The following is a 25,933-nucleotide window of genomic DNA, read 5'->3' as shown; positions in this document are numbered from 1 at the left end:
ATGCGCTTCGCGTTCACCCTGGCGCACCGGTGGCTGGGCCTCGCCATCGCGGCCTTCCTGTTCGTTTCCGGCCTGACCGGTGCGGTGATCTCCTGGGATCGCGAGCTCGACCGGGTCCTCAATCCTCACCTGGTGCGAGCGACGGGCGTCGGCCAGCCGCTACCGGCCACCGAGCTGGTGCGTCGGGTCGAACAGCGCGATCCGCGCGGCCGCGTGTCGTTCTTCCCATTGTTCGTCGAACCGGGTGACGCGCTGCCGATGAGCGTGCTGCCGCGCGTCGATCCCGCGACCGGGCAAGCCTATGAGCTGGATTACAACCAGGTTTTCGTCGATCCGGTCACGGGCGAGGAGGTGGGCCGGCGCGCCTGGGGCGCTGCCTGGCCGATCACGACCGAGACCTTCGTGTCTTTCCTCTACGAGCTGCATTACACGCTGCACATGCCGGAGATGTGGGGCATCGACGACTGGGGCGTCTGGCTGATGGGCGTTGTCGCCATCGTCTGGACCGTCGATTGCTTCGTCGGCTTCTACCTGACGCTGCCGGCCAGAAGGGCAGGGCGCGCCTCCAGCAGCTGGCGGCAATGGTGGCTGCGCTGGAAGCCGGCCTGGAAGATCAAAACGTCGGGCAGCTTTTATCGAGTCAACTTCGACATCCATCGCGCCTCCGGCCTGTGGACCTGGGCGCTGCTGTTCATCCTGGCCTTCACCGGCTTTTCGCTGAACCTCTACAAGGAGGTCTTCTATCCGCTGATGTCGCTGGTTTCGCAGGTAACGCCGACGCCGTTCGACCTGCGCGAGCGCGTCGATCGGAACCATCCTATCGAGCCGCGCCTGAATTTCGACGACATGCTGGCGCTCGCCCGAGTCGAAGGCGAACGCCGCCAATGGCCGCCGGTCGCCGGGATCTTCTATTCGCCGAGCTTTGGCGTCTACACGGTGCAGTTCTCGGACTCGACGGCGGAGCGAACCGGCACCGGCCTGCCGCCGCCGCGACTCTTCTTCGACGGGCAGGATGGCCGCGCGCTGGGCGAGCGCGTGCCGTGGAAAGGCACCGCCGCAGACATCTTCGTGCAGGCGCAGTTCCCGCTCCATTCCGGGCGGATCCTGGGCCTGCCCGGGCGCATCCTTGTATCGGTCATGGGCCTCGTGGTGGCGGCGCTGTCGGTCACCGGCGTGGTGATCTGGTATCGTAAGCGTCGCGCACGGCTGGCGGTGCGGCTAGGCGTGTAAGCCCGACAGTGGCGAGTACTGCCGTATCAGCTTGCCCAGAATTGGGCGAAGCGGTCAGCACGAAGAAGCGTCGTGGCGTCGGCTTTGGATACGGATGGTTGGTGAAGAGTTGATGCCAGACTGAGCGCCGCGTTGCTGGTCGTCCTAACGGGCGTCGCCGGGAATACCTATCTGGTGCGCTTGGGGCTGGTCGGGGATCTTGGACTTGCGATCGCTTCCATTGCGGGATGTGTCGTCGTCCTGGCTATTCTGTCGGCAGTGTCCACCAGATTTTTGGTCGTTACATTGCTCTTGGTGGGATTGATGCTGGGCTACCTTTGCGTGGGCCTGATCAACGTATCTCTGCATTTCATCGACGAGATTTGTGCCAAAGCATTCAAGGTCTGGGACGATGCGAGCTTTGCCGGGGCGACTTGGCGCCAGCTTACGATCCTTTGTCCAGGGGATTTGGTAACTGCCGCTGGAGCATCATATCTTCCATCTCAATGCGGTGATCGGCTTGGTAGGGGCACCAGTCGCCCTTTTCGTTTTGCTGCGAAGCAGGGCGCTTCGGTCGTGGGAAGCACACTAGTGAGAATTGCAGTCGCGTGCTCAAACGGTGTTGCTGGAAGCCGTCATAACAGTTCGCATTTGTTGACAGTTCTCTGTCTCGCCGGCAGTCATCATAACGCCACTAAGTTTTCCCAAATTCACTTACGGTCACGGCTGAATAGTAGTTAAGTGTTACTCGCCGCGTCGCTTAACGGGGGCGAAGTGACCGTCGACGAAACCACAAAATGAATAGGCCTCTACGACGGTCCAGTCGCGGCTGGATCGCCTGCTCAGCTCCACCAACGATGGAGGTAGCACCATGATCAGGGTCGTTCGCCGCCGCACCGCGCTTGCCATCGGACTTGCAACGGGCGCCCTCGCTGCGCCGATGCTCGCCCGCTACAGCGAGGCGCAGAGCCTCTATCGCATGGGCAAGACAGTTCGCATGGTCGTGCCCTTCGCCGCCGGCGGCACGGCTGACCTGCTGGCCCGCGTCGTCGCGGAAATTCTCGCCGAATCGACGACCGCAACCTTCCTGATCGACAACAGGCCGGGGGCGGGCGGCAATGTCGGCGCGGAGATAGTGGCCAGGGCGCCGCCCGACGGCATGACGCTGTTGCTCGGCACGCTCGGCACGGCGGTTACCAACCAGTATGTCTACAGAGAATTGCCCTATGACAGTGAGGAAAGCTTCGCGCCCGTGGCGCTGGTCGGCGAAGTGACAAACGTCGTGGTTGCACATCCGAGCTTTCCAGCCACAACGCTCAAGGAGTTCGTCGACTACTGCAAGGTGCAGGGTCCCAATAACGTGACCTACAGTTCGCCCGGGGTCGGCAGTGCCGGCCACCTGTCGATGGAGTATCTGCAGCTCCTGGCCGACATGAAGCTCGCGCATGTCGCCTACCGCGGCAGATCTGCGATGATGAAAGCCTTGGTCGCGGGCCACGTCCCGATCGCCATGGACAACCTGCCGCCCTACCAGCAGCATCTCCAGTCGGGCGCTCTCAGGGCGCTGGGCGTGAGCTCATCCAAGCGCTGGTTCGCCGCGCCTGACTTGCCGACTGTGGCGGAGCAGGGCTATCCGGACTTCGATACCGCGCACTGGTGGTACGTCGCGGCGCCCGCGGGCACGCGGCTCGACGTCGTGAACAAGCTCTCTGATGCGATCGTGAAGGGCATCAAGTGTGAGCCGGCAATCAAGAGGATTCGCGATGCCGGCGCCTGGGAGCGGCCTGGCAACGCGGAGGATCTCGCCAGACACATGGCGGCCGAGAACAGGAAGTGGAAGTATGTGATCGGCGCGGCGAACATCCAGAAGCAATAGGGAAAGCTCGAGCCGGCGCCTTGCCGAAGAGACCTCCCGGCAGCGAGAAGGCTGTCAACGCCTAGTGACGCTCCTTGGCCGCCGAGTAGTCATCGGCAATCTCCAGGATCACCGTCGCCAAGTCACGGAGCGCTTCGGGACCCGCATTGTTTTGCACGTATGCCGTGCCGTCCTGGTCGACCGCGAGGACGATGTGAGGGATTTCGATGCCTGCATCGAGGAGGCGAGTCCGGATCAGGGCGTCCGCCTCGAGAATTGCGGCGCCGATGATGGCCTCCGCCTTGCAATGGTCTGCCATGGACTGATCCTAGAAGAATGGGCGTCTATGGGCCGAGTGTTCGGTTCGCGTCACGTGGGCGAGATCGATCGGGCAAATTGCCCCGGATTTGCCTCGGCTCCCCGACTACTGTGGCCGAGTACATGCAGTCGCAGTCAGCTTGAATTGATCACGGTTACCGGCCGGACCAACGGCTAACATGCTCTTGGGCTACCCCGGGCAGGCTGCAAGTAGCCCGTCAAAACGCAACGTTCTCGCGTCCAGCCTGGATCTTCTCGGAGTGCGATCCGTCGGCGAGACGCTTACTCGCACAATCCCTTAAGGAAGGTGAGTGGCAGCGGGTCGCCGAGCTTGGGCAGGACGCGGGTCGTATCGGGTTCACTCTCCGCCAGCTTCCTCAACCAAGCCACCACTGGTTCATCGGTCGGTTGAAGGTGATCGCGCAGCGTTTGCAATGCCGGCTGTAGGTAATCGCGCAACACCAGATAGCGATATCGATCCAGGAGAGCCGGCACGACGCTGCAGGTCCTCGACCTTTGGCTGAACGCGTATGACAGGTTGTAGAAGGCTTGCGTGTAGTTGCCGCTGGCCGCGAGGGCGAACTGCTCGAGCGCACTCTCGCGATTCGGGCCTCCTGCGAAGGCGTAGGCACGCCCCAGATGGTAAGCTGTCCGCGCCGGTTCCGCCGTCTCTTTGGCCTCGCGCTCGCAGGCGGCGATCGCCTTGGGGTCGACAGGCACGCCACGCGCGCGCCGCTCTGGATCGAAGGCGTGGGCTGCCAGCTTCTCGCACTGCGTCGGAGCGGGAAGGTTGTCGCCAGCCAGCGCCTCCGCCCCCGCGAGCAAGCCCACCATCCAGGCATCCTCCGCCTGGTTCTCCGCACGCAGGCAGCAAAGCGGCCTGGCCGCGGGATTGTCCACCTTGATGTCGGCATAACGGCCGGGCTCGAATAGCGACGCCTGCTCGTAGACGTTCCTCATCACGGTGACCGCCGCCTTGCGTGCGCCGTCGAGATTGTTTTCGCCAAGCTCTTCCCGGGCGATCTCGGTGCCGACGCTGGCCAGAGCCCGCAGCACAGACGACAGGCCCGCGACGGTCGCCGTCCGCACATAGACGAAGTCGGCGTCCCTCCTCGAGTGTGCCTCCATCTCCGCCAAGAGAGTCTCGTAGGTGGAGCGCGCCCGGTTGCGCACGTCGGCGACGGCATAGAAGTCCTTCTTGGACCGGAATGGCAGAAAGGTCGCATGCCAACGCAGGGCTTCGGCCATCTGCAGCCGGATTTCGAAAGTCTGCGGAATAGGCGGCTTGCTGTCGAACGAAGCGACGGCTTCCGTGAAATGCTTGGCCCGAGCTTGCCGGGTGGCGTCATCCCGTTGGATCGTGAGGACACCGAGCCAGAACCTGGTGCGCGCTTGCGCCAGCCGTAGCGATGTCTTGTTGACGCCTGCTGCGACCAGAGCTTCCTGTAGCTCGAGCGCCGCCACGAGCATTACCCGTCGTGCGTCGTCCAGACGAGAGGTCCATCTGAAATTGACGAAACCCCAGTTCATGTCAGCCAGGCGGGCCAGTGGCTCGGCATCGGTCCAGGCCTTGGCATCGATTGCGATGCGAAGGGCACTGGTGATACGCCGGACGGCCTCCTCTGAAACGTCACCCCGGGCATCCAGCCGCGCAAGATGCTCCGCTATGACCGCCGCCGCCTTGCTGCGCGCGCCGAGTTGCACAAGCTGGGATGCGGCCTCGGCCAGCTTCGGCGTGTCCTCCAGTCGCGTCGGGCGCTGGCTTGTTGCTGCCTCGACGGCCCTGGTCAGGAGATCGATTTTGAGCTCGTTGCTCGGTGCGACGTTCGCCGCTTCAACCAACAGCTCGCTCCGGGCTATTGGATCGGACAGCAGGCCGGCCACCTTCTCCAGCGCAGCGTAGGGCTCGGGCGGCATGGGTGAGGCAGGTGAGGTAGGTGAGGCAGGTGAGGCAGGTGAGGCAGGTGAGGCAGGTGAGGCAGACGGCACGCCGGCCTGGATCGGTTTCGTCGACGGAAGCATATCGCGCCACAGGCTGGCCAGCTCTTGATCGCCCAGCTTGGCCGCGATCCGGTTGCGCAAGAGTCCGACGGATGCGGCGCTTTCGCGGTCTCCGCTTTCGAAATAGTACCGCTGGGCCGCGGACAAATGAGCCAGCGCCTCGGCGTGGCGGTCGCGGGACAGGAGCAGCAGTGCCCGGATTTCTTCGTCGCGTCCGTCCGACGACTCCTGTCGCCCCGTGAGGATCTCGCTGAGGCTCCGGTCAGTCGGCTCGCGGCGCGCCCGGTCGAGGAGGGGATAAGGCAGTTGCCGGCCGAGCCGAGCCGCTAGCGCTCGCAGCGCCTGTGGTGCGCTGCCCGCACGATCGCGGCTGAAACCCACAGCGAGGAGCCGAAGGCCCGTAGGATCGCCGCGAGCCGCCAGCACCGCCGCGTGATGACGGATCGTGGCCATAGGCATTTCAGACGCGTCGCTGTTGCCGAGGATCTCGTCGCAAAGCCAGACGAGAAGCTCACGCTCGAGACGGTCCGCGGGCATCCTCTGATCGCAACCGGACTTCGTCTGCTTCGCCAACACGATGACGGGTTCCGCCCTGATATCGCCATCGCTTCGCTCGATCTCGTCGGCCAGCCGCTCCAGCGCGTGCGCGCAGTTGAGCGGCGATCCTATGGATGTCTCTGGACGGATCTTGACGCCGCTCGATCGCAACAGGTCAAAGGCCTGTCGGGTGGATTTCTCTATATCCAGCGGCGCGACACCACCACCGATGGCGACTGTCGCTGCGGCAAGCTCAGGCAAGGTAAGCGGGCTCCGGAGCACAGGCTTCTGGACGGCCAACGTGCCATCCGACGAGGTAAAGGCGAGCCACGGCGATGTTCCTACGCGATCGAGAAACTTGGACCGCCGGTCGGGGACGATCGTGCCCGCGATCTTGCGTGTTGTGGCGTCCCACAATTCAATCATCGTGCCTTCGCGCGACTGAGACGCTACGTCGCGCTCATCTGAGTCCCTCGGCGATGTCCGTGTCTGACGGCTGTCGAGACGATCGGCCGGCATCAGCCATACCTGGCGGCCATAGGCGAACCGCAGGTATTTCGTTCCGTCGGGAATGTCGACCGTCTCCTCGCGTGGGGCCGACTGGCCGATCTGCCCGACGTCGATGAAGCGCACCTGGCCGGCTTTGCCCGCAACGCCGAGCACGTCCGGCGCGGTGAATTCGATATCGCTGATGCCCCTGTCCATCCTGACCGCGATGTCGGTGTTGGGCTCGGCGTCGCCGCTGCACTCGCCGACATAGATCCGGTTCCCCTTGGCGAGCGCATAGCGGCCGCGATCGGGATCTGTCGTCCAGGCGTTCGGGGCCTCCCCCTTGAGCAGGCGGCGGGCCTCGGCGCCGTCCGCCGACGCTGTAATCACCCAAAAGGCGTCATCGTCGTCGCGTGCCAGGAAATGCGGCAGCGTCGCATGGCAGGCAAACAGAGCGCTGAACGACAAATCGGCGTAGGTGTTTTCAAGTTCGCGGCTACCACGCGCTGCCGTTTGATCCTCACGGCGTTTGATCCGCACTGGGCGGACGTCGTTGGCGGCAAAATCCTGAAAGCGGCCCATGAAGATGACATCGCCGGAAACGACCGCCAGGTGGTCGCCGCCGCCATAGAAGCCGACGCCGGAGACATCGACAGTCTCGCTCGAGGTCGGACCGTAGAGCTTGGCGAGGCTGACAGACTGGCGACCCGACCACGTATCGGAGGCGTCGCTCCAGTAGATCTCGATGCTGTTGTCGAAGACGCTCGCCACGGCGGTCGCGCGATGAGCAGGGTATCCATAGTAGGCATGCATCAGCGGTTCCCGGCTCAGCCGCGGCTCACGGGAACCCTGTCGGGTGGCCTGGCCCTGCGGCCGATCCGGTCCCGGCTCCAGTGCCAGCGGCCGGATGCCATCGCCCGCCCGGAAGTAGGCCCGCTGACGTTGCAGCGCCTTATCCAGCGCGTCCGTGAGCTCTTTCTTGAGTTTGCTGTCGAAGGCCACTTTCTGGCGCTCGTCTATGACGAGCAGGGGAGCTGTGACCGTCGTGATGATCGTTGCCGCGCGGGGCCAGTCGCCGGTGCTCTGGTGAGACATGGCCGTCGACAGGGTCGAATCGATCGACGTGTGCGCGGTATTGATCTTTAGCGCTTCGAACCCCTGGCGTTCCTGGTGCCAGAACCACGACGTCAAACCCGCCACAACGATGGCGATCGCCAAGGCGCCACCGATTCTGTACTGGAGCCGCCGTCGATCGCGCTGTGTCTCCTCCTGGAGGGCCTTTTCCTTCAGACGAGTGTTGTGGGCCTGCACGCTGGCGTCGAGATAGCGTCCGACGATCTTGTGGTCGCCGCCGTATTGCTCCGTCCATGCTGGGCTTGGACGGTAGGCCGCCTGCAGCTCGAGCGCCCTCGTGAGCTCGATGTCGCGCAGCAGCTGCTCGTTCGCCTCGGGCTGTCGCGCCGGATCCTTGCTCAGGCGATCCCACTCGACGGCATCCTCGCGCAGCCTGCGCCACCAAGCCGCCGTTGCCGCCTCGGCCTCGACCCATTCGCGCAGCTTTTTCCACTGGCGGATCAGGCTCTCGTGACTGATGTCGACCAGGGTATCCTCGTCGAGCTCCTCCCGCTCGGTTACGAGGAAGTTGCAGCGTGGCGCGCGGTAGGCCTCGACGACCGCCAGCACATCGTCCCGCTTGCCGTTGCTGAGCTCCACGAGCTTGCCGATGCTGGTTCGCCGGCGAACCGCATCGGCGACCGACGCGCCATTGACCAGGGCGCGAAACACCGTCTCGGCAACTGGTCGGATCCCCTCGCCACGCTCCTTGACCAGCTTTTCCAGCACCTCATCGGCATGACCGCTCAAGGTGCCGCGCAAGCCGCCGCTCGCGTTGTAGTCTTTGAGCTTCAGCTTTGGCGGCGTCTCGCCGCGATCGATCGCTTGTGTCCACAGCCGATTGAGGACGTGCTGCATCAGTGGGAGCTGGTCGGCCCGCCGCGCCAGCCGGTCGAGCTGTGCCGTGCCGGCCAGGCTGCCGGGCTCCTTGCCCTCGGCGGGGCGGACCTCGATCTCGTTCCATGGCGCAAAGGCCGCGAGGTCGTTCAGCAGGCGGTTGGTCAGCGCGCTCTCGATCTCGACGCCGCACACCCGCGCCGGCTCCTCGATGGCGAGCCGACATTGCTCACGCGAGAGGCGAGGCGTCAGGTACTGGCCGCGGTTGATCGCCTCTGCGAGCCCGTCGATCAGGGCGCAGGCGCCAAGATACTCCGAGCGCATCGTCAGAATGACGTAGATCGGCAAGCTCGGCTCGCTTGCGCTCTCGATCAGCAGGTTGACGAAAGCCTGCGCCTGCTCCTGCTTGGCGTAGGTGTCGTAGCCGAACAGCTCTTCGAATTGGTCGACGAGGATCAGGAGATTGGTGCGCGGGCCCGAGGCGCCGCCGAACTCCAGTGCGGCATGGCTCCATTCGATGATGCTGCGCGGTCCGCGCTGCAGCATGGTGGCGAGGCTTTCCGCCTCTTCGGGATCAACCTTTCCGGCTCCCTCCGCAGGATCCATCTTGCCGGCGGCGCGGCTTGCCAGCAGGGCGCGCGCCAGGTTGGCGATCGGCCGGCCACCGGGCCTGAGGTCGACGAAGCGCCACGACGAGCCCGCCTTCCGGAGCAGGCCGAGCTCGAGGGCTTCCAGCACGCCGGTCCGCACCAGGGAGGACTTTCCGCTGCCCGAAGCGCCCAGCACGGCGACGAAGCGGTTGGTCTTCAGCCGGTTAAGGATCTCGTCGACATCGCCATCTCGGCCAAAGAACAGATCGACTTCGCTTTGCAGGAACGGCCGCAGCCCGGGGTAGGGCGCGCGCGGTTCGGCAAGGGAGTCCATGGCGCCCTCAATTAGCCAGCAAGGCGAGTGCGTTCGGCAGTCTGGCCGAATTGACCTGCATCAGCTCGGGCAGGGTCATGCCGACGGGTGGTTTCTCGTCCTCGCCAGTATAGATCGCGAGCACACGCACCGGGAGCTGACGCCTGTTCTTCACCTTGTTGTAGTTCAGCAACTGGGCGCGCACCCATTTCGCCTGCGTGGCACCGTAGACAAGCACCAGCGCATCGCAGCCGACGATGTTATTCTCGAGGTCCTCGCGCATATCCTGCTGCGAGCCTTCGAGAAGCGGGAACGAGCAGCCGTGGCCGGCGCCCGTGATCGTCTGTCCGACGCCCTCGGCGATCGATATGTCGGGCGTGTCGGCGTTGATGAAGACGAGCACCCCGCCAGATACAGCGAGCTTCGATGGAGCCGGTTTGGGATTGAGCAGCACACGGAGCCGCGCGACCACGTCGAGCTTGAAGGCTTCCAGGCCACTCACGAAGACTGTCGAGCTCTCGAGTAGCGCGCGTTGCTGGTCGCTGAGGCCGTCAATGGAGGTCTCCGGATGGCGCCATTGTGCGAGCGCCTTGCCCGACTTGGCCGCGAGCCCGGCCTGGAGCTGAACATGGCCATCTGGACGGCTGCCCTTGAGGCGGCTCAGGAGCTGCACGACCATGTCGGCGCGCGCCAGATCGGCTTCGAAGGCCTTCGTGAACGCTTCCGACTCGGCCGGATAGAACTGCTCCTCCGGCAGGACACGTACACCATACTGCTGCAGATGGCGTCGCACCTGCTCGCGCTCTTCCTCGAGATCGTCCGTCACCTGCGCCAGCAGGACCGTACCCAGGCTGGGAGTGGCTCCCGAACCCACCGCTGGATCTTGCGGCGACGGCCCGGGCTGATTCTGACCGAGGGCTGGTCCACCGTTTCCCGGCTTCTGGCTTGCCCTGCGCAAGGCCAGCAACTGCCGGCTCATCGCCTCCGCGAGGTCACCGAGCCGGGCCTTGTACTGCTCCCTCCGTTCGGGTGTAGTTGGCTCCAGCGTTATGGCCGCCCCGGCATCTGTCTCGTACCAGAAGCGTACAGGGATCTTCGAGCGCAGCATCTCGGGGCACGGCTCACTCTCCAGGAAGGGCAGAACCTGGGCCAGGAACAACCGGTCGACGCTCTGGGCGCCATGAACGCCAGCGAAGGCGTCGAGCTCCTGCAGCGACACTGGCTTGGCGCCGGCCCTGTCGCCGACATAGCTCGGCGAGGCGATCGACAGCATCAACGCCGACTCGCGTGCATCGGACGCAAAGCTCGCAATGGAGTAGCTGCCGCCCTGTGACTTTCGCTGGCTGAAGAAGATTTCGAGCTCGGGCGTCCCGCCCAACCGGGCCTTCAACGCATTGGAAAAGTCATCGGCAAAGCGCACGACCCAGCCCGGCTCGTCAGATGCACCGGCATCGTCGACGAGGGCAAAACTGATGAAAACGTCGTGTTTGTACCCGTTCGCGTAGGCCATTAGCTACCGGTTCCCCACAGGTCGGCCGCCTGACACGCACACTTGCCCACAAAGTCTAAGCTCAATTCACTTCAGGTCAACGATTAAACCTTGGGTAGCAATGTCATATGGTCCGCATCCAGGAACCATCCGACGAGTCTTGCCGTCGCGCCCGCCTTGCCCCAACGTGTCGTCGACAGTCGCGTCGCATTTTTCCCTTCGCACTCCTCTCCCGGCCCAGGCCGGAGAGGCGGAGTGGGGGGCACCGGCATAAGGGCATCACATCAAAAAAACGTGAGGTCGCCATGACTGATCGAGTGCGTGCACGCATGACCGCCAAGGGGCCGAAGAAGATCCTGGCATGCGACGGCGGTGGCATCCTGGGCCTGATGAGTGTGGAAATCCTGGCGAAGCTCGAGGCCGACCTGCGCCAGCACGGCGGCAACCCCGACCTCGTCCTCTCTGATTTCTTCGACTTCGTCTGCGGAACAAGCACTGGCGCGATCATCGCGACCTGCCTCGCCGCGGGAATGTCGACGGGCCAGATCCGTGAATTCTACGTCAAAAGCGGCGCGACGATGTTCGAACCGTCCTCCTTCACCAAGCGCCTGCGCTACAGCTACAACGATGGGCCGCTGGCCCAGATTCTCCAGACCGAGATCAATCGCGCGCTCGGTTACAAGGATGGCGCGCCTCTGGCGACATTGGGCAACGAAAACCTGCAATGCCTGCTGATGATGGTAATGCGCAACCACACGACGGATTCGCCGTGGCCGGTCAGCAACAATCCGCACGCGCGTTACAACGACCCCAGCCGGGGCGACTGCAATCTCAGGCTGCCCTTGTGGCAGCTGGTGCGCGCCAGCACCGCGGCACCCACTTTCTTTCCCCCGGAAGTGGTCGTCTTCGGCGAGGGCACGTCGAAGGAGTATTCATTCGTCTTCGTCGATGGCGGCGTCACCACCTACAACAATCCGGCTTTCCTAGCCTTTCAGATGGCGACGGCGGCACCGTACAAGGTCAACTGGAAGACCGGCGTCGACGACCTCCTCATCGTCTCGGTTGGTACCGGGACGGCGCCGCGGGCCAGGCTGGGGCTGAAGCCCGGTGACCTTTGGCTTCTCGACCATGCAAAGAGCATGCCGGCGGCACTGATGAATGCAGCCGCTGCGGGCTGGGACATGACCTGTAGGATGATCGGCGACTGCCGCTTCGGCGCGCCAATCGATCGCGAGTTCGGCGATGGCGTGACGAAGCCGGGCGATGGGGCAAACTGGTCCGGGTCGAAGCAGTTCACCTATGTCCGTTATGATCCGGACGTTTCCGGTCCCGGCCTGCAGGCGCTGGGCCTCGGCGACATAAAGCCGGAGGACGTACAGGTCATGGACTCCGTCAAGTTCATTCGCAACATCCAGCGAGTAGGCGAGGCCTATTCCCGGCAGGTTTCACTCGACCATTTCAGTCAGTTCGCTCCCAAGCCATGACCTCGACCCGTCGTGCTTTCGTGATCATGCCGTTTGGCCGGAAGAAGCTGGCTGACGGCACGGAGATCGATTGCGATGCGATCTATACCGAGCTGCTGGCGCCGGCGATCAAAGCGGCGAACCTTACGCCTCATCGCGCCGACGCCGACTGGCGCGCAGGTTCGATCCATGCCGATATGTTTCAAGACCTGCTGCTGGCGGAGTTCGTCGTCGCCGACCTGACGATGGACAATCCCAATGTCTGGTACGAGATCGGCGTGCGCCATGCATTGCGGTCCGGCGGCACCGTACTGACTTATGCGATGCGCGAGCGTTTACCTTTCGATCTCGCTGGCCAGCGCATGCATCGATACACTTTGAGGGACGGCAGGCTCGATCCGGATTCCGTCGAGCGTGAGCGGCAAGGCCTCACCAGTGCGATCGAGGCGACCCTGGGTGCCTGGCGAGGGCGGCGCGCCAGTCCGGTGTTCCAGCAATTGCCTAGTCTGCAGGAGCCGGACTGGAAGACCCTCAAGGTTGGCGACACCAACGAACTGTGGGAGGCGCTGGAGGACTGGCAGAACAGGATCGACGTCGCCCATCGCAAGGAGCGTCCGGGTGACATTCTGGTGCTGGCCGAGGAGACGCCCAACAGCGTCCTCGAACTAGAAGCACTGCGCGAGGCAGCCAAGGCCCTCCTCGAACTCAGGCGGCCGCTCTATGCGCTAGCGATTGCCCAGCGCGCGCTGGCAGTCGATCCAGACGATCTCAAGGCACGCCAACTCGAAGGCGTGGCGCTGGGCCGCGCCGGGCGCCACGCAGACGCGCGTCAGGCTCTGCAACGCCTCTCCGCAGACCATAAGGATGGCGAGACTTTGAGCATTCTCGCCCGCACCTTGAAGGATGAGTGGACCGAGGCCTGGAAAGCCCATCCGCAGCGCCAGGCCGACCCCGGCGGGGCGGCGCGCGACACGGCACCGAGCCTGCAGGCGGCAGCCAATGCCTATCTCGATGCCTTCCGCGCCGAGCCGGCCAACCATTATCCTGGCATCAATGCGCTGAGCCTTGGCAAGCTCTGGGAGCATGTCACGGGACGCAAGAGCAGAATGCCACTCGATCAGATGGCGGCAGGTGTAAGCTGGTGCGTCGCGGTGGAGGTGGAGAAGGCCAAGAACTATTGGTCGCTCGCCAGCCGCGCCGAACTCGCCCTGGTCGAGAACCGCAAGGACGATGCGATCGACGATTATGCGGAGGCGGCAGCGCTGGCGGCGGCGGCACGAGATCGGTTCGCACTCGATTCGATGCTGCAGCAGCTTCGCATCCTGGGCACGCTCGGCTTCCGTCCCGAGATCGTGCCGGAAGCGTCGCGCGCCATTGAGCGGGCCGACCAGCAGCTCGACAATTTGGTTGGCCCACGCGCCGCGTCGCCGAGCCATGTCGTGCTGTTCAGCGGCCATATGATCGACGATCCCGCCGTTCGCGGCCCGGGCAAGGCCAAGCAAGCGCGCTTTCCGGCGTCCAAAGTCGCAGCGGCGGTGGCGGCGATTCGCGCGCGCCTCGACAAGCTCGGTGCCGGCAAAGGCGATCTCGGCGTCTGTGGCGGCGCCAGCGGCGGCGACCTGCTGTTCGCCGAAGCCTGCCTGGAGCGCGGCATGCGGCTCGAGTTGCGGCTCGCCCGGCCGGAGCCGCAGTTCCTGGCCGAATCCGTGACCTTTGCCGATCCCGATCACCGCTGGGAGCAGGGCTTCCTCGACGCCAAGGCACACGCCAATACGACGCTTCTCGTCATGCAGGACGAGCTCGGTCCCGGACCGAAGGATGTGAGCGTTCATGACCGCTGTAACCGCTGGATGCTCTACAGCGCCTTGTCGCAAGGTTTGCTGAAAGTGTCGTTCGTAGCACTTTGGAATGGCGAGAAGGGCGATGGCCCGGGCGGCACGCAGCATATGACCAACCTGGTACGCACCTTGACGGGACGCCAACCCGAGATCATCGATCCCGGGTCGCTTTGACGACGGTGAGTGATTCGGCAGGAACGCGCTCGATTTCCGCCCGAGCGGTAAATGTCACAGAAGGATCAGGTTGTACTGTGTTAGGCAGCTACACGCAGATTCTTGATTTGGCCCCGCGTGGTTAGTAGGCTTTTGTCCCCTCCCTAGGTTTTCGGTCCCACCCCGCATCAGCGGAGGTCGAACGTGGATACAGATGCGACACGGGGTCTTTCAGCCTCTGCCCAGGGGGAGGCCGCATCAGCGTCGTGCGGGAAGATCCAGATCAAGGTGGTGCATGGCCATCTGGCTTTTGCCAAGCATCCTGTTCTGGTCGGTCATTACAATGGCGATACCTTCGCCGGCGCCGAGGCGCAGCTCGATCGCGTGCTCGATGGCCGGCTGTCACAAAGACGCCATCTCGGCCTCTATCCGGGGCCGCTCGAAACGTCAGTCGTCGTGCTCGATTCGCTGCAGAAGCCGCCCGGTGCGGTCGTCGTAGGCCTCGGCGAGGCAGCCAACCTTTCCCTTGGCGGGCTTCGCCGCACCATAAGGCAGGGAGTCCTTGCTCTCGCCGCCGACGAGGCCGACCAGCGTCGCACCACATCTGACGGCACCGCCTGCAACATCAAGGTGAGCGCCCTGCTGGTCGGATCGGGTGAGGGTGGCCTCGACCTCACGACCTGCGTGACGGCGCTCCTGCAGGCGATGGCCGAAGCGCAGTCCGCTCTCGCGACGCGCGCCGGACTGGCCGCGAGGCTCGCGTCGATCGAGATACTCGAGGTCCTCGAGGCGCGTGCCCACGCCGTCTGGCGGATCCTCGATCGTGCGGTCGAGGCGCAGGCGAATCTCGGCAAGCTGTTCATCTGCGACAGGGAAATCGAACGGCGCGGCGGGGCCCGGCGATGGAGTGCTGCGGCGCGCGATCGAAGCTGGTGGGAGCCCATCCAGATCACGATGATGAAGGCGGGCGCCAATGGCGAGGAGGGCCAGCGCGGCCTTGCATTCGCGGTGTCAGGTGGTCGGGCCCGTGCCGAGCTACGCACCATCGCCGCCGACCTGGACGTCGTCGGACCGCTGATGCGGCGCGCGATCAAGGCCGAAGGTCCGGAGGGCGCCACGGTGTCGCCGGGCCGCGCACTGTTCGAATTGCTGTGGCCGTCGAACCTCAAGGACCAGAGCCTCGAGGAGCGCAACCGGCGGCTCGTGCTCGACGAGGACAGCGCGCAGTTTCCGTGGGAGCTCCTGGACGATCGCAGACCATGGGCCATGGACAGCGTGCTGGGCGATGCGGCACGCGATCCGCCGGCCGTGCGCTACGGCCTCGTGCGGCAGCTCCTGCAATCCCGGTTCCAGGAGCGTGTTGTGGTGCCGACTGGCCGGCCCAAGGCGTTGGTCGTCTGCGATCCGCCCGAAGCGCACGCCATGGGCTTCCTGCCCTTGCCGGGCGCGCTCGACGAAGCGATCGCGGTGCGCGAGCTGCTCGCAGCCTCGCATGATGTTACCGTACTCAGCGAGCGTGACGCGACACCCGAGAACATCTGCCAGCATCTCGTGGCCGAGGCCTGGGAGATCGTGCACATCGCCGCCCACGGCGTCGTGCGCAAGAAGATGGCGGGCAGCGACGGCGTGTTGCGGCCGATGACCGGCGTGGTGCTGGGCAGCGGCGTGGTCCTGGGGCCGTCGGTGCTGTCGAAGATGCCGGTCGCGCCCAATCTCTTTTTCCTGAATTGCTGCCACATCGGCAAGGTCGAGCCCGGAGCCGAGGAGGAGGCGCGCAAGGCGGCGCTGGTGATCAACCAGCCGGAACTTGCGGCCAGCGTCGCCGTCCAGCTCATCAGGGGTGGCGTGCGTGCCGTCGTCGCCGCCGGTTGGGCGGTCGACGACGACGCTGCGCTGGCGTTCAGCAAGAAATTCTACAAGAACATGCTGAGTGGCGTCGGCTTCGGCGAGGCTGCCCTGTTTGCGCGCCGCGCCGCCTATGAGGTCCGGCCGTCGGGAACGACCTGGGGCGCCTATCAGTGCTACGGCGAGCCCGACTATGCATTGCCGCGCGTCTACCGGCAGGCAAGCCAGGGTGACAGCAGCAGCAGGGAAGGCCATCACGAGCCTTTCGTTGCCTGTGCCGAAGCGATTGCTGCGGTCGAGCAGATCCGGGACGACGTAAACATCGGACTCGAACGCGACATCGAGCAGCAGCGTGCGCGCCTCGACGCGATCGAAATCGAGGCGAGCGCGCGGAACTGGCTCGGCGTCGCGGAGCTGCGTGTGGCGCTCGGTGAGGCGCAAGCCGAGCTCAGCGAGCTGAGCAAGGCCATCGAGCACTACGAGGCGGCGCGGGCGGGAGCTGATTCACGTTTCAACGTAAAGGCGATCGAGCAGCTCGCCAACCTCAGGGCGCGGAGCGCGGCTGTCGGCTTCCACTACGCCGGTCATAGCGACAGCCTGCTGGAGGTTGCAGTCGAAGAAATCGAGGCGTCCCGCAAACTCATCGAGGATCTCATCGGCGTGCTGGGACCGACGCCGGAGCGGCTGGCGATTGCCGGTGGGTGCTGGAAGCGGCTGGCGCAGGTCCGGGCGAAGTCGGAGGCCGCCGACGAAGCCCTGGCCCGGATGGCCGAATGCTATGAGAAGGCCATAGGCTGCTTGCCCGAAGGGCGGGCCGGCGGCCTGCGTCCTATCCATCGCAGCTACCCGATGCTGATGCGCCTTTCGGCGCGGCTGATCACGGCGTTGCGGTCGGGCAAGTCGACGAAGGGGCTGCACGACGAGCTCCTGGCGCTTGCCAGGGAGGTCGGAACTCCTGAGCCGGACGATTTCTGGCTGCTGATTGCCACGACCGACCTCAGGATGATGACAGCGATGGCCAGCGACTCATTTGGTGAGAGGGAGGAGGTCGGCATACGGCAATCCTACCTCGACGCCTGGAAGCATGTCGGTTCGCCGGTGAAACTCCTGTCGGTCATCGAGCAGCTCGACTTCTACGAGGACATGCTGGGCTTCGGCTGCCCCGAGACCGCGTCGTTCCGGCAGAGCCTGGTCGCGCCCATCCGCCGCATGAGCAAGGCGCTCACCGAGTTTCGAGTCTGAAAGCGTCAACCACGAGAGGGAGAGAGCGATGGATGCGAATTACCCTCAGGCGATAGCCTTTGTCCTACGTTGGGAAGGCGGCCTTGCCGACGATCCCGACGATCACGGCGGACGCACCATGAAAGGCGTGACGCAGCGCGTCTACGACACCTGGCGGCAAAACAATGGTCTCAGCACCCGCGACGTCGCCGTCATCGAGGATGCAGAACTCGGAGACATTTACTCACGGGGCTACTGGAAACCGGCACGCTGCGAGACTCTGCGCAGTGCGCTCGACCTCGTGACGTTCGACACCAGCGTCAATATGGGGCCGGGCCGGGCCGTCAGGATCCTGCAGGAGGCGGTCGGCACCGATGTCGATGGTGGTTTCGGGGCGAAGACCCAGGCGGCCTGCGATGCCTGTGCGCTGCCCGACGCCGTCGTGAAGTACTGCGCCATCCGCGAGGGTCTGTATCACACGTTCGCCGCACGGCCGGGCCAGGCGAAGTTTCTGAGGGGCTGGCTCAACAGGCTGAACGACCTCAGGGCCGAGGCGAGGCTGCCGGGTTTCACACGCTCGCGCGACAGCACCATCGACTTCGGCGACACCAACTTCATCGAACGCGTGCCGGATCTCGGTCCAGGCCAGGCGCTGGAGAAATGGCGTTAGCCCTCATGTAATCCTGCAGCAAGGAGCCACGTCATGAGCAAATCAGTCAGCTACATCCAGGCGGTCGACCTTCCCACGCCGCCGTCGGGCCGCCGCGACGATACGATGGCGCCGTTGGCAGCGTCGTTCACCAGCGGCAAGCAGGCGCTGGTCGTGAACTCGCAGCTGGCGGCGTTCGGCGGCGAGGTGCCGCTGTCGCTGCGGCCGACGATCAGCTACGGCCTGCTGCTCGGCCAGCTCGCGGCCGACAAGGCGAGCCCCGGCAACATCGAACCACTCACCTGGTTCGAGAAGTACAACGAGGTCATGGGCAAGATCGGCTGGTCGGTGACCAGCGTCGAGATGAGCGAGCAGGAAATCTCCGACAAGAACGCGGAGTTGCACAAGGCCATCATCCCCGTGCTCACTACGGCGCTCGGCCCGGGGGTTGCGGCCGGCGCGATCATCCTGGCCGCGCTCAAGGGTCTCGAGGAGATGAACAAGGACAGCCCCTGGCTGACGCTGTTCCAGCGCAAAAGCCAGGCCGTCAAGGGCGCCAAGTTCGGGCTGACTGCCGTCGATGCCGGCGCGGACGGCGGCGCCCAGATCAAGACGGTATTCTTCGGCATCAAGGCGACGAGCACCATTACGCAGGTATTGTTCGTCAGGGTCTCGACCTCCGGCGCGACGGTGAAGAGCGCGCTCAGCGAGACAGTGCTCAGCGCCAAGGTGCTCGAAGACACCAAAGAGGCCCTCGCCAAGAAGATCACGCCGTTCGTGACGGAGAACATCCAGAACATCGACATTTGATTGGCAGGGGCGACCACCAGGAGCTTCGATTGGGCCGTCGCGCCTGGTATGTGCGACTCAAAACTAGAGGCTCCGACGGTTGAGATATCGGGGCCTTTTCGCTTGAACCGCGGCCAGGCTAATGGAGCTGCATCAGACCACGCCGAATGGCAGTTCGCCTGATCCTGTCGAGTTCGGCCTCGACAACCTCAGTTAGTAATCGCCCCAGCTCCAATAGACTACGTGTCCGTCCCTGGGATGAATAGCAGTCCGCCATGATCGTCTGGATCGTCCTTACGTCGGCTGCTGGATTATCCCCACCGTCGATGAGCGCATAACCCTCGTTGGTCCACTGGATCACCCATTCACCTGGTTCGAGAGGCAGTTCATCGGGATCGCAGGCACCAGCCGCGAACTCAGCCGGGCTCGGCAGAAGTAGGTGATCGAACCGAATCCGATGCTTCAGTGTGTCATCGATCTGATCGATCACCGCTACGATGATGATGCCACGCGTGTGATCTACTAGGGCGGTCCTAAAAGTCTCACCGGCAGGGATGGGCAGGGGCATCTGCCAGTGCCGCTGGATGGAGTTTGCTTCGACGGTTTGAATGGTCGCCTCCCCTGAAATCGCCTTGCCCCGCATGAAGCAAACCAGAGGACTTCTCGAACGTATACGTTCGAGCTGTGACCAAATCGCAATCTTGATTCAAAGTCGAACCCATACGCGCACCACGGGCAACGCTCTTCCAGCCATGACGCAACGAGTGGAAATCCCTGAAACGTTCGTCCATGCCTATGTCCTCGCAGTAGCGACCGAACCACTCGTTGGGCCCTTGGAGATGTCCTTGAAAGTGCTGGCGCTGCAACTGTTTCGAATGATGTCAGCTCCTGTCGCGGTGATGGCATGACGACAAGCGGGACCCTGATGTCAGATCGAGATCCTTATTGACGCCATGGCGCGTAGCGCAACGGGTTAGGGTACAAAATTCAGCCGCCAGTATTCGGGGGAACAAAGCAAAGAACCGTGCCCCTCGAATAGCAAAGGTGTCCGCCCTCAACGGTAGGATTGGGTACCAGAATTATTCTTTCGTCGGGCACAGCGATCCATTCGCTTCGCCACAGCAGCAATTCGCCCTGACCCATCTCGTCAAGTTCAGCGTACAAGTCGCCGTGCCGAAGCGCGAACCACTGACCTTGCCGCAGTTCCGCTCGCACAGGTGCGCAATCATGGTCCGAACAGCATGAAATGTTGGTGCCTGGTTGCTTCCAATGACGATAGTCGCTGTCGTGATATCGAAGATGGCCCAGCTCCTCGGCTTTTGGCGTGACGGCTACCGTTATGGCAAAAAGCGTCGCCGTGAGCCTGAGATAGAAGCGTGTGTGGTTTGAGCAGGGCAAAAGCGTCGTCATTGAACACCCCTCGCTATGCATCGAGGCGCACAAAAGATGACCCATCGCAAAGAAAACATTGAGCCCGTTGGGATTGTTTGTCGAGGCCCGCTTTCTCTCTGACCTTTCGCTAGTCCTGTCGCTTTGTCAGAGCGACATCTACCTCAGCCGCGAGTTGCCAGCGACATCGGCCGATAAGGTGTCGGCAAGGCGACGCTGCTCGGTCATTCGGGAAGCCCGGCGAGACGCAGTCCTGCCACAAGTCGTTCTATGTCTTCTTCCAAGCGCAAGGGCGTGCGCTCCCTGATGGTCAGTATCCGCGCGGTTGGGTCCAACTGGCGGTAAACCTCAAATGCCTTTCGAGTTTCGACATTGCGCCCCAACATCCCGAGTGATGCCATGTAAATGCGCTGTGTAGGCAAGTGATGCGGCCTCAGATGCAGCGACTTTGCCGCCCAAGCCACTGCATCAACATATCGACCAGCAAGATAATGAGCCTGGGCCATTCCTGCCTGTGCAAGGAACGCGAAGGGATCGAGAGGGTTGAGGCGCAGCGCGCGTTCGTAATCTTCGATCACGGACTTCCTAGCGCCAAGCCACATCTTTGTGTACGCCCTCCAAGTCCAAGCAAGGGCATAGTTGGGATCGAGGTCAACTCCCTGATCAATCAGGTCCGCTCCCTCGTCCAAGCGCCCGCATACGTACGCCAATGAGTACCCTGCACTGGCAAGCACTCGTGGGTCCTTCCTATTCAGCTCCAATGCACATCGGGCCAATCTCTCAGCTTCGACCATTTCCTGGTCATGGTCCACGCTCCAACCGTACGCTTTGCGCTGCACGTAGCAGAGCGACGCTTGAGCGAGAGGTAGGGCGAACGTGGTGTCGAGGTGGGCGGCATTGTGAAAGAACGCGAGGGCTTCGCTGGTTGCTTCCCTTACTTGAACGTATAGGCTCGCCATGCCGCGAAGGTAATAGTCGTACGCTTGGAGATCGCGAGTGGGTTTGCGGCGTGCCCGGTCGATTTCAGCTTGCTCGAGCTCCGGTTCAATGGCACCGACCACACGCGTCGTCACCTGATCCTGAAGATCAAACAGGTCCTCGACGCAACCTTCGAAGCGATCCGCCCATATGTGAGAGCCTGTTGTTGCGTCAATCAACTGTCCAGCAATTCGCAGGCGATTACCCGCCTTACGAACGCTTCCTTCGAGGACATAGCGCACGCCCAGCTCGTCGCCCACCTGCTTTATGTCGACGCTTCGGCCCTTGTAGGTGAACGAGGAGTTGCGGGCTATGACGAACAATTGCTTGGTCCGAGACAGCGCAGTGATTATGTCCTCGACTATGCCGTCGGCAAAGTACTCCTGCTCGGGATCGCCGCTCATGTTCTGGAAAGGCAGCACGGCGATGGAGGGTTTGTCAGGCAACGTCAGCGGCGTTGGTGAAGACTGCAACGTCACCGACGGCGCACCTGGCACTTCGGGAGCGGCCTGCGTCGGCCAATCCAGTGCCTCCCAATGCACCCTGAAGGCGCGGATCGGCCGTTCGATGTTTTTCAGCGACAGGGCACCCAAATCCTCGAATGTCGCTTTCACCCGTCCGCTAACGGCATCGCGCACGCTGCGCGAAATCAGGATACCACCGGATGGCGCTTCTCCTTCCAACCTCGCTGCAACGTTGACGCCATCACCATAAAGATCATCGCCCTCGACAATCAGATCGCCCAAATGCAAACCTATGCGGAACACGAGGGCTATGTCAGTGGACTGGCCGCGCTTGGCCTCCGCCATGATTTGCTGAAACTCGATGGCGGCTGACAACGCATCAACTGCGCTGGCGAACTCGACCAGGACACCGTCGCCGGTTAGCTTGACTAAGCGGCCTCCGTATTTCGCCAGAATGGGGTCGAGATGTTCTGAGCGGTTCGTACGCAGGCGCGCCAGCGTCCCGCTCTCGTCACGCCCCATCAGGCGGGAGTAGCCAACTACGTCCGCAGCAACGATTGCCGCCAGTTTGCGCTGCTCACGCGCCAACGGCATCTCCCGAAGAAGCTACCGAAAGCGTAGGACTAGTATTCGAGGCGGGCAACAGGCTCTCCGCAGCCTTGCAGGTATGGCGAAGTGTCGGCATCAGGCACGCACACAGCGATTACGCCGTACCAATCGTCAGCTGGTGGGAACTACGTAACAGGCAGATCGTTGTCGTCGATCACGAAGAGCTTGAGTGCATGGTTGTCGTAGTGTTGGGACAAGATCACGTCGCCGGAGTGAAGTCATGAGCAGCTTGGCTGACGCCATCAAGGTCGCGGCCGCCTTGCGTGATCAGCAGAGGTACAGCGAGGCCATAGACCTTATCGAAAAGGCGCTGGCGGCGGCCGCCCCCAACGACCTTCTCCGACTCGATGCCAACCGGGAGGGTCTGCGCGCCGCCGAGGCGGCTGGCAGCCCCGTCGTGGCCAAGAGGTTCGCCGATGCTATTGCCATTCAGGAACCGGACCGCGATCCGGACGAAGATTAGATTTTCCGTCCATTGGACTGTTCCCGGCCAAGTGAAGGGAAGCGGCGCAACGTCTGGTTCAGATGAACCGTTCTACGGCCAGCCTGCAATCAAAGCTGGAGACAAAAATGGCCGAACCACGCCCGAGACCCGCGGTAACCCCAGAAGAACGTGAGCAGAGTACCGATATCGAGCGAGGCACCGGCCCTGAGCGGAAGGAAGGAGACGCCGGCCCGCGCCGTGTCGGGCCCGAGGATGAAGAGCGTCGCATCAATCCCAGCGAAAAGAGACCCGGCGGCACAATGCCCTAGTGGGCGACAGCCAGGCGCTTGCGAAGCAAGTCACCGGCCTCGTTGTGTCGGTCATGCGCAGATCTTGGATGTACAAAGGCACCCAGGAAGAGGGTGCGCCGCACAGCGAACCACAATCGGTCCGATGCGCATAAAAGCTAGATTTTACGGGTATCCAGCCTTGGCGCTCCCTACGGGATTCGAACCCGTGTTTTAGCCTTGAGAGGGCCACGTCCTAGGCCTCTAGACGAAGGGAGCAGAGGCTGGAGGCGGACAGATAGTCGAACGGCTGCCCGCGCGCAACCCCTCCCGTTCAGGATGGCTTTCGCCCCGTGACCCGCGACAGGACGCCAGGCACGAACGGGTGGACCGTGACGTCGGCAAAACCTGCGCCCTGCAGATATCCCTTCACCTCCGCTTCGGTGTGGGCGAGGCCGGTGCTGCCCTGAACCGCTTCGTTCAGGCCCCACAGGGCGGCGGAGAGCGGGCCGCGGCGGTCGTCGTGCAGGGTTTCGCCGATCAAGTGCATCTCGCCACCGGGCTCGAGGGCCGCAAAGGCCTTCTTGACGACGAGGCGGATCAGGTCGGGCTCGTACTGCGGCAGGTTGCTCGCCATGACGACGACGTCGACGCCACCGGGGAACTCGGTGCTCGTGAAATCGCCAGGCAGGGTGCTGACCCTGTCGGCCGCGCCGTTGGCGGAGATGTATTCGTCGGCCACGACTGTAACCGGCGGCAGGTCGAGCACGATCGCCTTCAGGCCGGGATAGGTCTTGGTCGCCACGATGCTGTAGGCGCCGGAGCCGCCGCCGAGGTCGAGCAGCTTCTTGCGACCGGTGAGATCGACGCTGCGGCTGAACAGTCGCGCCGCGCCCATGCCGATCGAGTAGGTGGCGGCGTGATAGCGCCGTGCGTCGTCGACCGAGAAGTCGACATAGGCGCCGAGCTTGTTCTCCTCCTTGCGACGCAGCCGGTCGGACAGTTCGCCGAACGCGGTCCAGCGTGGCTTGGTGAACAGGATCCAAGGCCCGGCATAGCGCTCGCCATCCTTGACCAGGAAGCGCTGCACGTCGGGCGCGTTGGTGAAGCGCTCGCCCTCGCGCGAGAGCAGCGTCATGGCGGCCAGCACGGTCAGGATGCGCTCGGCATTGCGTTCGGTGATGCCGATCGCCTTGGCGACGGTCGGGATCGTGTCATGGCCATGGGCGATCGCGGTGAAGATTTCCAGTTCGACGGCCGCCATCAGGGCCGCGCTTTCCCAATAGGCCTGGGCGATCTTCTGCAGGCGGGTCGTGTCCAGGCGCTGTTTGTCCGACATTGATATGCTTCCTCCTTGGTTGCCCGATCCTAGCGCGCGGGCCTAAGCTTCGTCGCTGCTCGCGGAGGGCCCGTCTGAAGGAGAGCACGTCATGGATATGCCGATCGCGTCCGAACTGCCGCTCACCGGTGTCGACATCAACGCGCTGCCGCCGGGCGACGGCGAATGGGTGCTGCGCCGCCAGCTCGCGGCCGCGTATCGCTTGGTGGATCATTTCGGCTGGACGGAACTGATCTACGGCCATCTTACCGCGAGGGTGCCCGGCGAGGCGCCGCACTTCCTGATCAATCCCTTCGGCCTCAACTACGATGAAGTCACGGCCTCGAACCTGGTGAAGATCGACCTCGACGGCAAGATCGTCGAACCGAGCCCGCATCCCGTGAACTACGCGGGCTTCGTGATCCACTCGGCCGTCCACATGGCCCATGCCGAGCGCCACAAGGTCGTGATGCACACTCACACGCGCGCCGGCATGGCGGTCTGCGCGTTAAAGGATGGCCTGTTGCCGATCTCCATGACGGCCACGGCCTTCCACGGCAAGCTCTCCTATCACGACTACGAAGGCCCCAGCCTCGATCTCGACGAGCGGGAGCGGCTGCTGAAGAACCTCGGCAACAACCAGGCGATGATGCTGCGCAACCACGGCCTGCTGACCACCGGCCGCTCGGTGCCGGAAGCCTTTCTGCGGCTCTACCGGTTGGAGCGGGCGTGTCAGATACAGGTCGATGCCGCTGCAGCCGGCGCGCTGAACGTCATGGGCGACAATCTCGCGGCCAAGTCGGGCGCCGACATGGATCGCTTCTCCGAGATGGAGTCGGCCGTAGGCATCGGCGATCTCGAATTCGCCGCCCTCCTGCGCAAGCTCGACAAGACCGATACGAGCTGGCGCAACTAAGCTCTGAACTCCGTGCGGTCGGTGCCGGCGTAGAGAGCCTTCACGGACCGTTCGACGGAGTCGCGATGGACGGCCAGCGCCGCCTCGTCGAGATCGGCCTTGGGCGAGGGCTCCAGGTCGAAGTTGCCGTGGGTGTCGCGGCCGCGCACCAGCATGGCGGAGTCGCGCACCTTGAGCTGCTTCACGTGAGGCGGGATGTAGCGCATGGCAAAGCCGATGCGCCTGTCGTGCGTGGTGTTCGGGCCTGAGCCGTGGACTAGCAATACGTGGTGCAAGGACATGTCGCCGGCCTTCAGCGCCACGTCGACGCCTTCGCCCGCCGGCACGTCGACCGCGATCTCCTGGCCGCGGCTCAGCAGGTTGTTCTTGTCGAACGTGTCGCGATGCTCGAGCTGGTTCTTGAGGTGGCTGCCCGGCCAGAACTTCATGGCGCCGCTCTCGACCGGTGCGTCGGCAAAGGCCACCCAGGCGGTGATGACGTCGTCGGTGCTCAGGCCCCAGTAGGTCGCGTCCTGGTGCCAGGAAACGAAGGCGGGAGTCTGTGGCTCCTTGATGAAGAAGGTCGTGCTCCAGCAGAGGATGTCGGGGCCGATCACGTCCTCGACGGCGTCGAGCACGGCGGGATGGCGCGCCAGCTCGTTGGCCCAGGTGAAGAGGAGGTGCGTCTTGTGGCGCATGTTGGACGCGATTGGTCCGCCAATCTGCTGCTCGTAGGTTTCGAGCTTGCGGCGGTAGCCCCGGGCTTCGTCGGCCGACAGGACTGGTAGGGGAAAATAGAATCCGTCGCGGCGGTATTGGGCGACTGCTTCCGCGCTGAGACGTTTGGCCATCGGTTTTTC

18 protein-coding genes and 1 tRNA gene are annotated in these 25,933 nt (G+C 63.6%); 10 read left to right on the top strand and 9 right to left on the bottom strand.

Annotation, left to right across the window (positions count from 1 at the left end; translation table 11 throughout):
• From EPO50_RS19120 to EPO50_RS19115, 3 genes are all read left to right on the top strand, one after another.
• On the top strand, positions 1 to 1,230 hold the full coding sequence (locus EPO50_RS19120) for a PepSY domain-containing protein (protein WP_296346601.1): 1,230 nt from the start codon (positions 1 to 3) through the stop codon (positions 1,228 to 1,230).
• Between the two features lie 132 nt (positions 1,231 to 1,362).
• The gene (locus EPO50_RS31555; protein ID WP_367268052.1) at positions 1,363 to 1,950 is read left to right on the top strand and encodes an iron chelate uptake ABC transporter family permease subunit; all 588 of its coding nucleotides are present in this window, start codon (positions 1,363 to 1,365) and stop codon (positions 1,948 to 1,950) included.
• Positions 1,951 to 2,080: 130 nt separating this feature from the next.
• Positions 2,081 to 3,085, top strand: coding sequence for a tripartite tricarboxylate transporter substrate binding protein (locus tag EPO50_RS19115; protein ID WP_296346600.1), 1,005 nt, complete (start codon positions 2,081 to 2,083; stop codon positions 3,083 to 3,085).
• A gap of 61 nt (positions 3,086 to 3,146) precedes the next feature.
• Here the strand turns inward: EPO50_RS19115 and EPO50_RS19110 are convergent, their stop codons facing one another.
• The 3 genes from EPO50_RS19110 to EPO50_RS19100 all read right to left on the bottom strand — a co-directional run bounded on the left by EPO50_RS19110 (position 3,147) and on the right by EPO50_RS19100 (position 10,772).
• On the bottom strand, positions 3,147 to 3,383 hold the full coding sequence (locus EPO50_RS19110) for a hypothetical protein (RefSeq protein WP_296346599.1): 237 nt from the start codon (positions 3,381 to 3,383) through the stop codon (positions 3,147 to 3,149).
• Positions 3,384 to 3,664: 281 nt separating this feature from the next.
• Entirely contained in the window at positions 3,665 to 9,283 is a 5,619-nt protein-coding gene (locus EPO50_RS19105; RefSeq protein ID WP_296346598.1) for a hypothetical protein, read from the bottom strand.
• A 7-nt stretch (positions 9,284 to 9,290) separates the two neighbouring features.
• A complete protein-coding gene (locus tag EPO50_RS19100; RefSeq protein ID WP_296346597.1) occupies positions 9,291 to 10,772 on the bottom strand; it encodes a hypothetical protein in 1,482 nt (493 codons plus the stop codon).
• Positions 10,773 to 11,056: 284 nt separating this feature from the next.
• Between EPO50_RS19100 and EPO50_RS19095 the strand changes: the two genes are divergently transcribed.
• The 5 genes from EPO50_RS19095 (at position 11,057) to EPO50_RS19075 (ending at position 18,730) form a co-directional block, all read left to right on the top strand.
• Positions 11,057 to 12,235 carry a patatin-like phospholipase family protein gene (locus tag EPO50_RS19095; RefSeq protein ID WP_296346596.1) on the top strand — a complete coding sequence of 393 codons (1,179 nt, stop codon included), beginning with the start codon at positions 11,057 to 11,059 and terminating at the stop codon, positions 12,233 to 12,235.
• The gene (locus EPO50_RS19090; RefSeq protein ID WP_296346595.1) at positions 12,232 to 14,226 is read left to right on the top strand and encodes a bacterial transcriptional activator domain-containing protein; all 1,995 of its coding nucleotides are present in this window, start codon (positions 12,232 to 12,234) and stop codon (positions 14,224 to 14,226) included. Before EPO50_RS19095 ends, EPO50_RS19090 begins: the two co-directional genes overlap by 4 nt.
• Positions 14,227 to 14,409: 183 nt before the next feature.
• Positions 14,410 to 17,292 carry a CHAT domain-containing protein gene (locus tag EPO50_RS19085; RefSeq protein ID WP_296346594.1) on the top strand — a complete coding sequence of 961 codons (2,883 nt, stop codon included), beginning with the start codon at positions 14,410 to 14,412 and terminating at the stop codon, positions 17,290 to 17,292.
• 28 nt (positions 17,293 to 17,320) lie between these two features.
• Entirely contained in the window at positions 17,321 to 17,941 is a 621-nt protein-coding gene (locus tag EPO50_RS19080) for a glycosyl hydrolase 108 family protein (protein ID WP_296346593.1), read from the top strand.
• Positions 17,942 to 17,974: 33 nt separating this feature from the next.
• Positions 17,975 to 18,730, top strand: coding sequence for a hypothetical protein (locus EPO50_RS19075; RefSeq protein ID WP_296346592.1), 756 nt, complete (start codon positions 17,975 to 17,977; stop codon positions 18,728 to 18,730).
• A 118-nt stretch (positions 18,731 to 18,848) separates the two neighbouring features.
• Here the strand turns inward: EPO50_RS19075 and EPO50_RS19070 are convergent, their stop codons facing one another.
• The 3 genes from EPO50_RS19070 to EPO50_RS19060 all read right to left on the bottom strand — a co-directional run bounded on the left by EPO50_RS19070 (position 18,849) and on the right by EPO50_RS19060 (position 22,128).
• Positions 18,849 to 19,352, bottom strand: a complete 504-nt coding sequence (locus tag EPO50_RS19070; protein WP_296346591.1) for a hypothetical protein — start codon at positions 19,350 to 19,352, stop codon at positions 18,849 to 18,851.
• A gap of 344 nt (positions 19,353 to 19,696) precedes the next feature.
• Positions 19,697 to 20,119, bottom strand: a complete 423-nt coding sequence (locus EPO50_RS19065; RefSeq protein WP_296346590.1) for a hypothetical protein — start codon at positions 20,117 to 20,119, stop codon at positions 19,697 to 19,699.
• A gap of 203 nt (positions 20,120 to 20,322) precedes the next feature.
• A complete protein-coding gene (locus EPO50_RS19060) occupies positions 20,323 to 22,128 on the bottom strand; it encodes an adenylate/guanylate cyclase domain-containing protein (RefSeq protein WP_296346589.1) in 1,806 nt (601 codons plus the stop codon).
• Between the two features lie 241 nt (positions 22,129 to 22,369).
• On the opposite strand from EPO50_RS19060, the gene EPO50_RS19055 reads away from it, so the two are divergent.
• Positions 22,370 to 22,612 (top strand): hypothetical protein, encoded by a 243-nt coding sequence (locus EPO50_RS19055; protein WP_296346588.1) that lies wholly within the window; start codon positions 22,370 to 22,372, stop codon positions 22,610 to 22,612.
• A 451-nt stretch (positions 22,613 to 23,063) separates the two neighbouring features.
• Here EPO50_RS19055 and EPO50_RS19050 read toward each other — a convergent pair.
• Positions 23,064 to 23,139, bottom strand: a tRNA-Glu gene (locus EPO50_RS19050).
• A gap of 55 nt (positions 23,140 to 23,194) precedes the next feature.
• On the bottom strand, positions 23,195 to 24,199 hold the full coding sequence (locus tag EPO50_RS19045; protein WP_296346587.1) for a methyltransferase: 1,005 nt from the start codon (positions 24,197 to 24,199) through the stop codon (positions 23,195 to 23,197).
• A 91-nt stretch (positions 24,200 to 24,290) separates the two neighbouring features.
• On the opposite strand from EPO50_RS19045, the gene EPO50_RS19040 reads away from it, so the two are divergent.
• Complete coding sequence (locus tag EPO50_RS19040; RefSeq protein WP_296346586.1) at positions 24,291 to 25,094, top strand: class II aldolase/adducin family protein; 804 nt, start codon at positions 24,291 to 24,293, stop codon at positions 25,092 to 25,094.
• On the opposite strand, the gene EPO50_RS19035 is transcribed toward EPO50_RS19040, so the two are convergent.
• On the bottom strand, positions 25,091 to 25,924 hold the full coding sequence (locus EPO50_RS19035) for a phytanoyl-CoA dioxygenase family protein (RefSeq protein ID WP_296346585.1): 834 nt from the start codon (positions 25,922 to 25,924) through the stop codon (positions 25,091 to 25,093). The genes EPO50_RS19040 and EPO50_RS19035 overlap by 4 nt on opposite strands.
• Positions 25,925 to 25,933 lie beyond the last annotated feature (9 nt).

This window comes from Reyranella sp. (assembly GCF_004297405.1).
GTDB lineage: Bacteria > Pseudomonadota > Alphaproteobacteria > Reyranellales > Reyranellaceae > Reyranella.
Note: the sequence above shows the minus strand (reverse complement) of the source record. Positions and strands in the feature narration are given on the sequence as shown.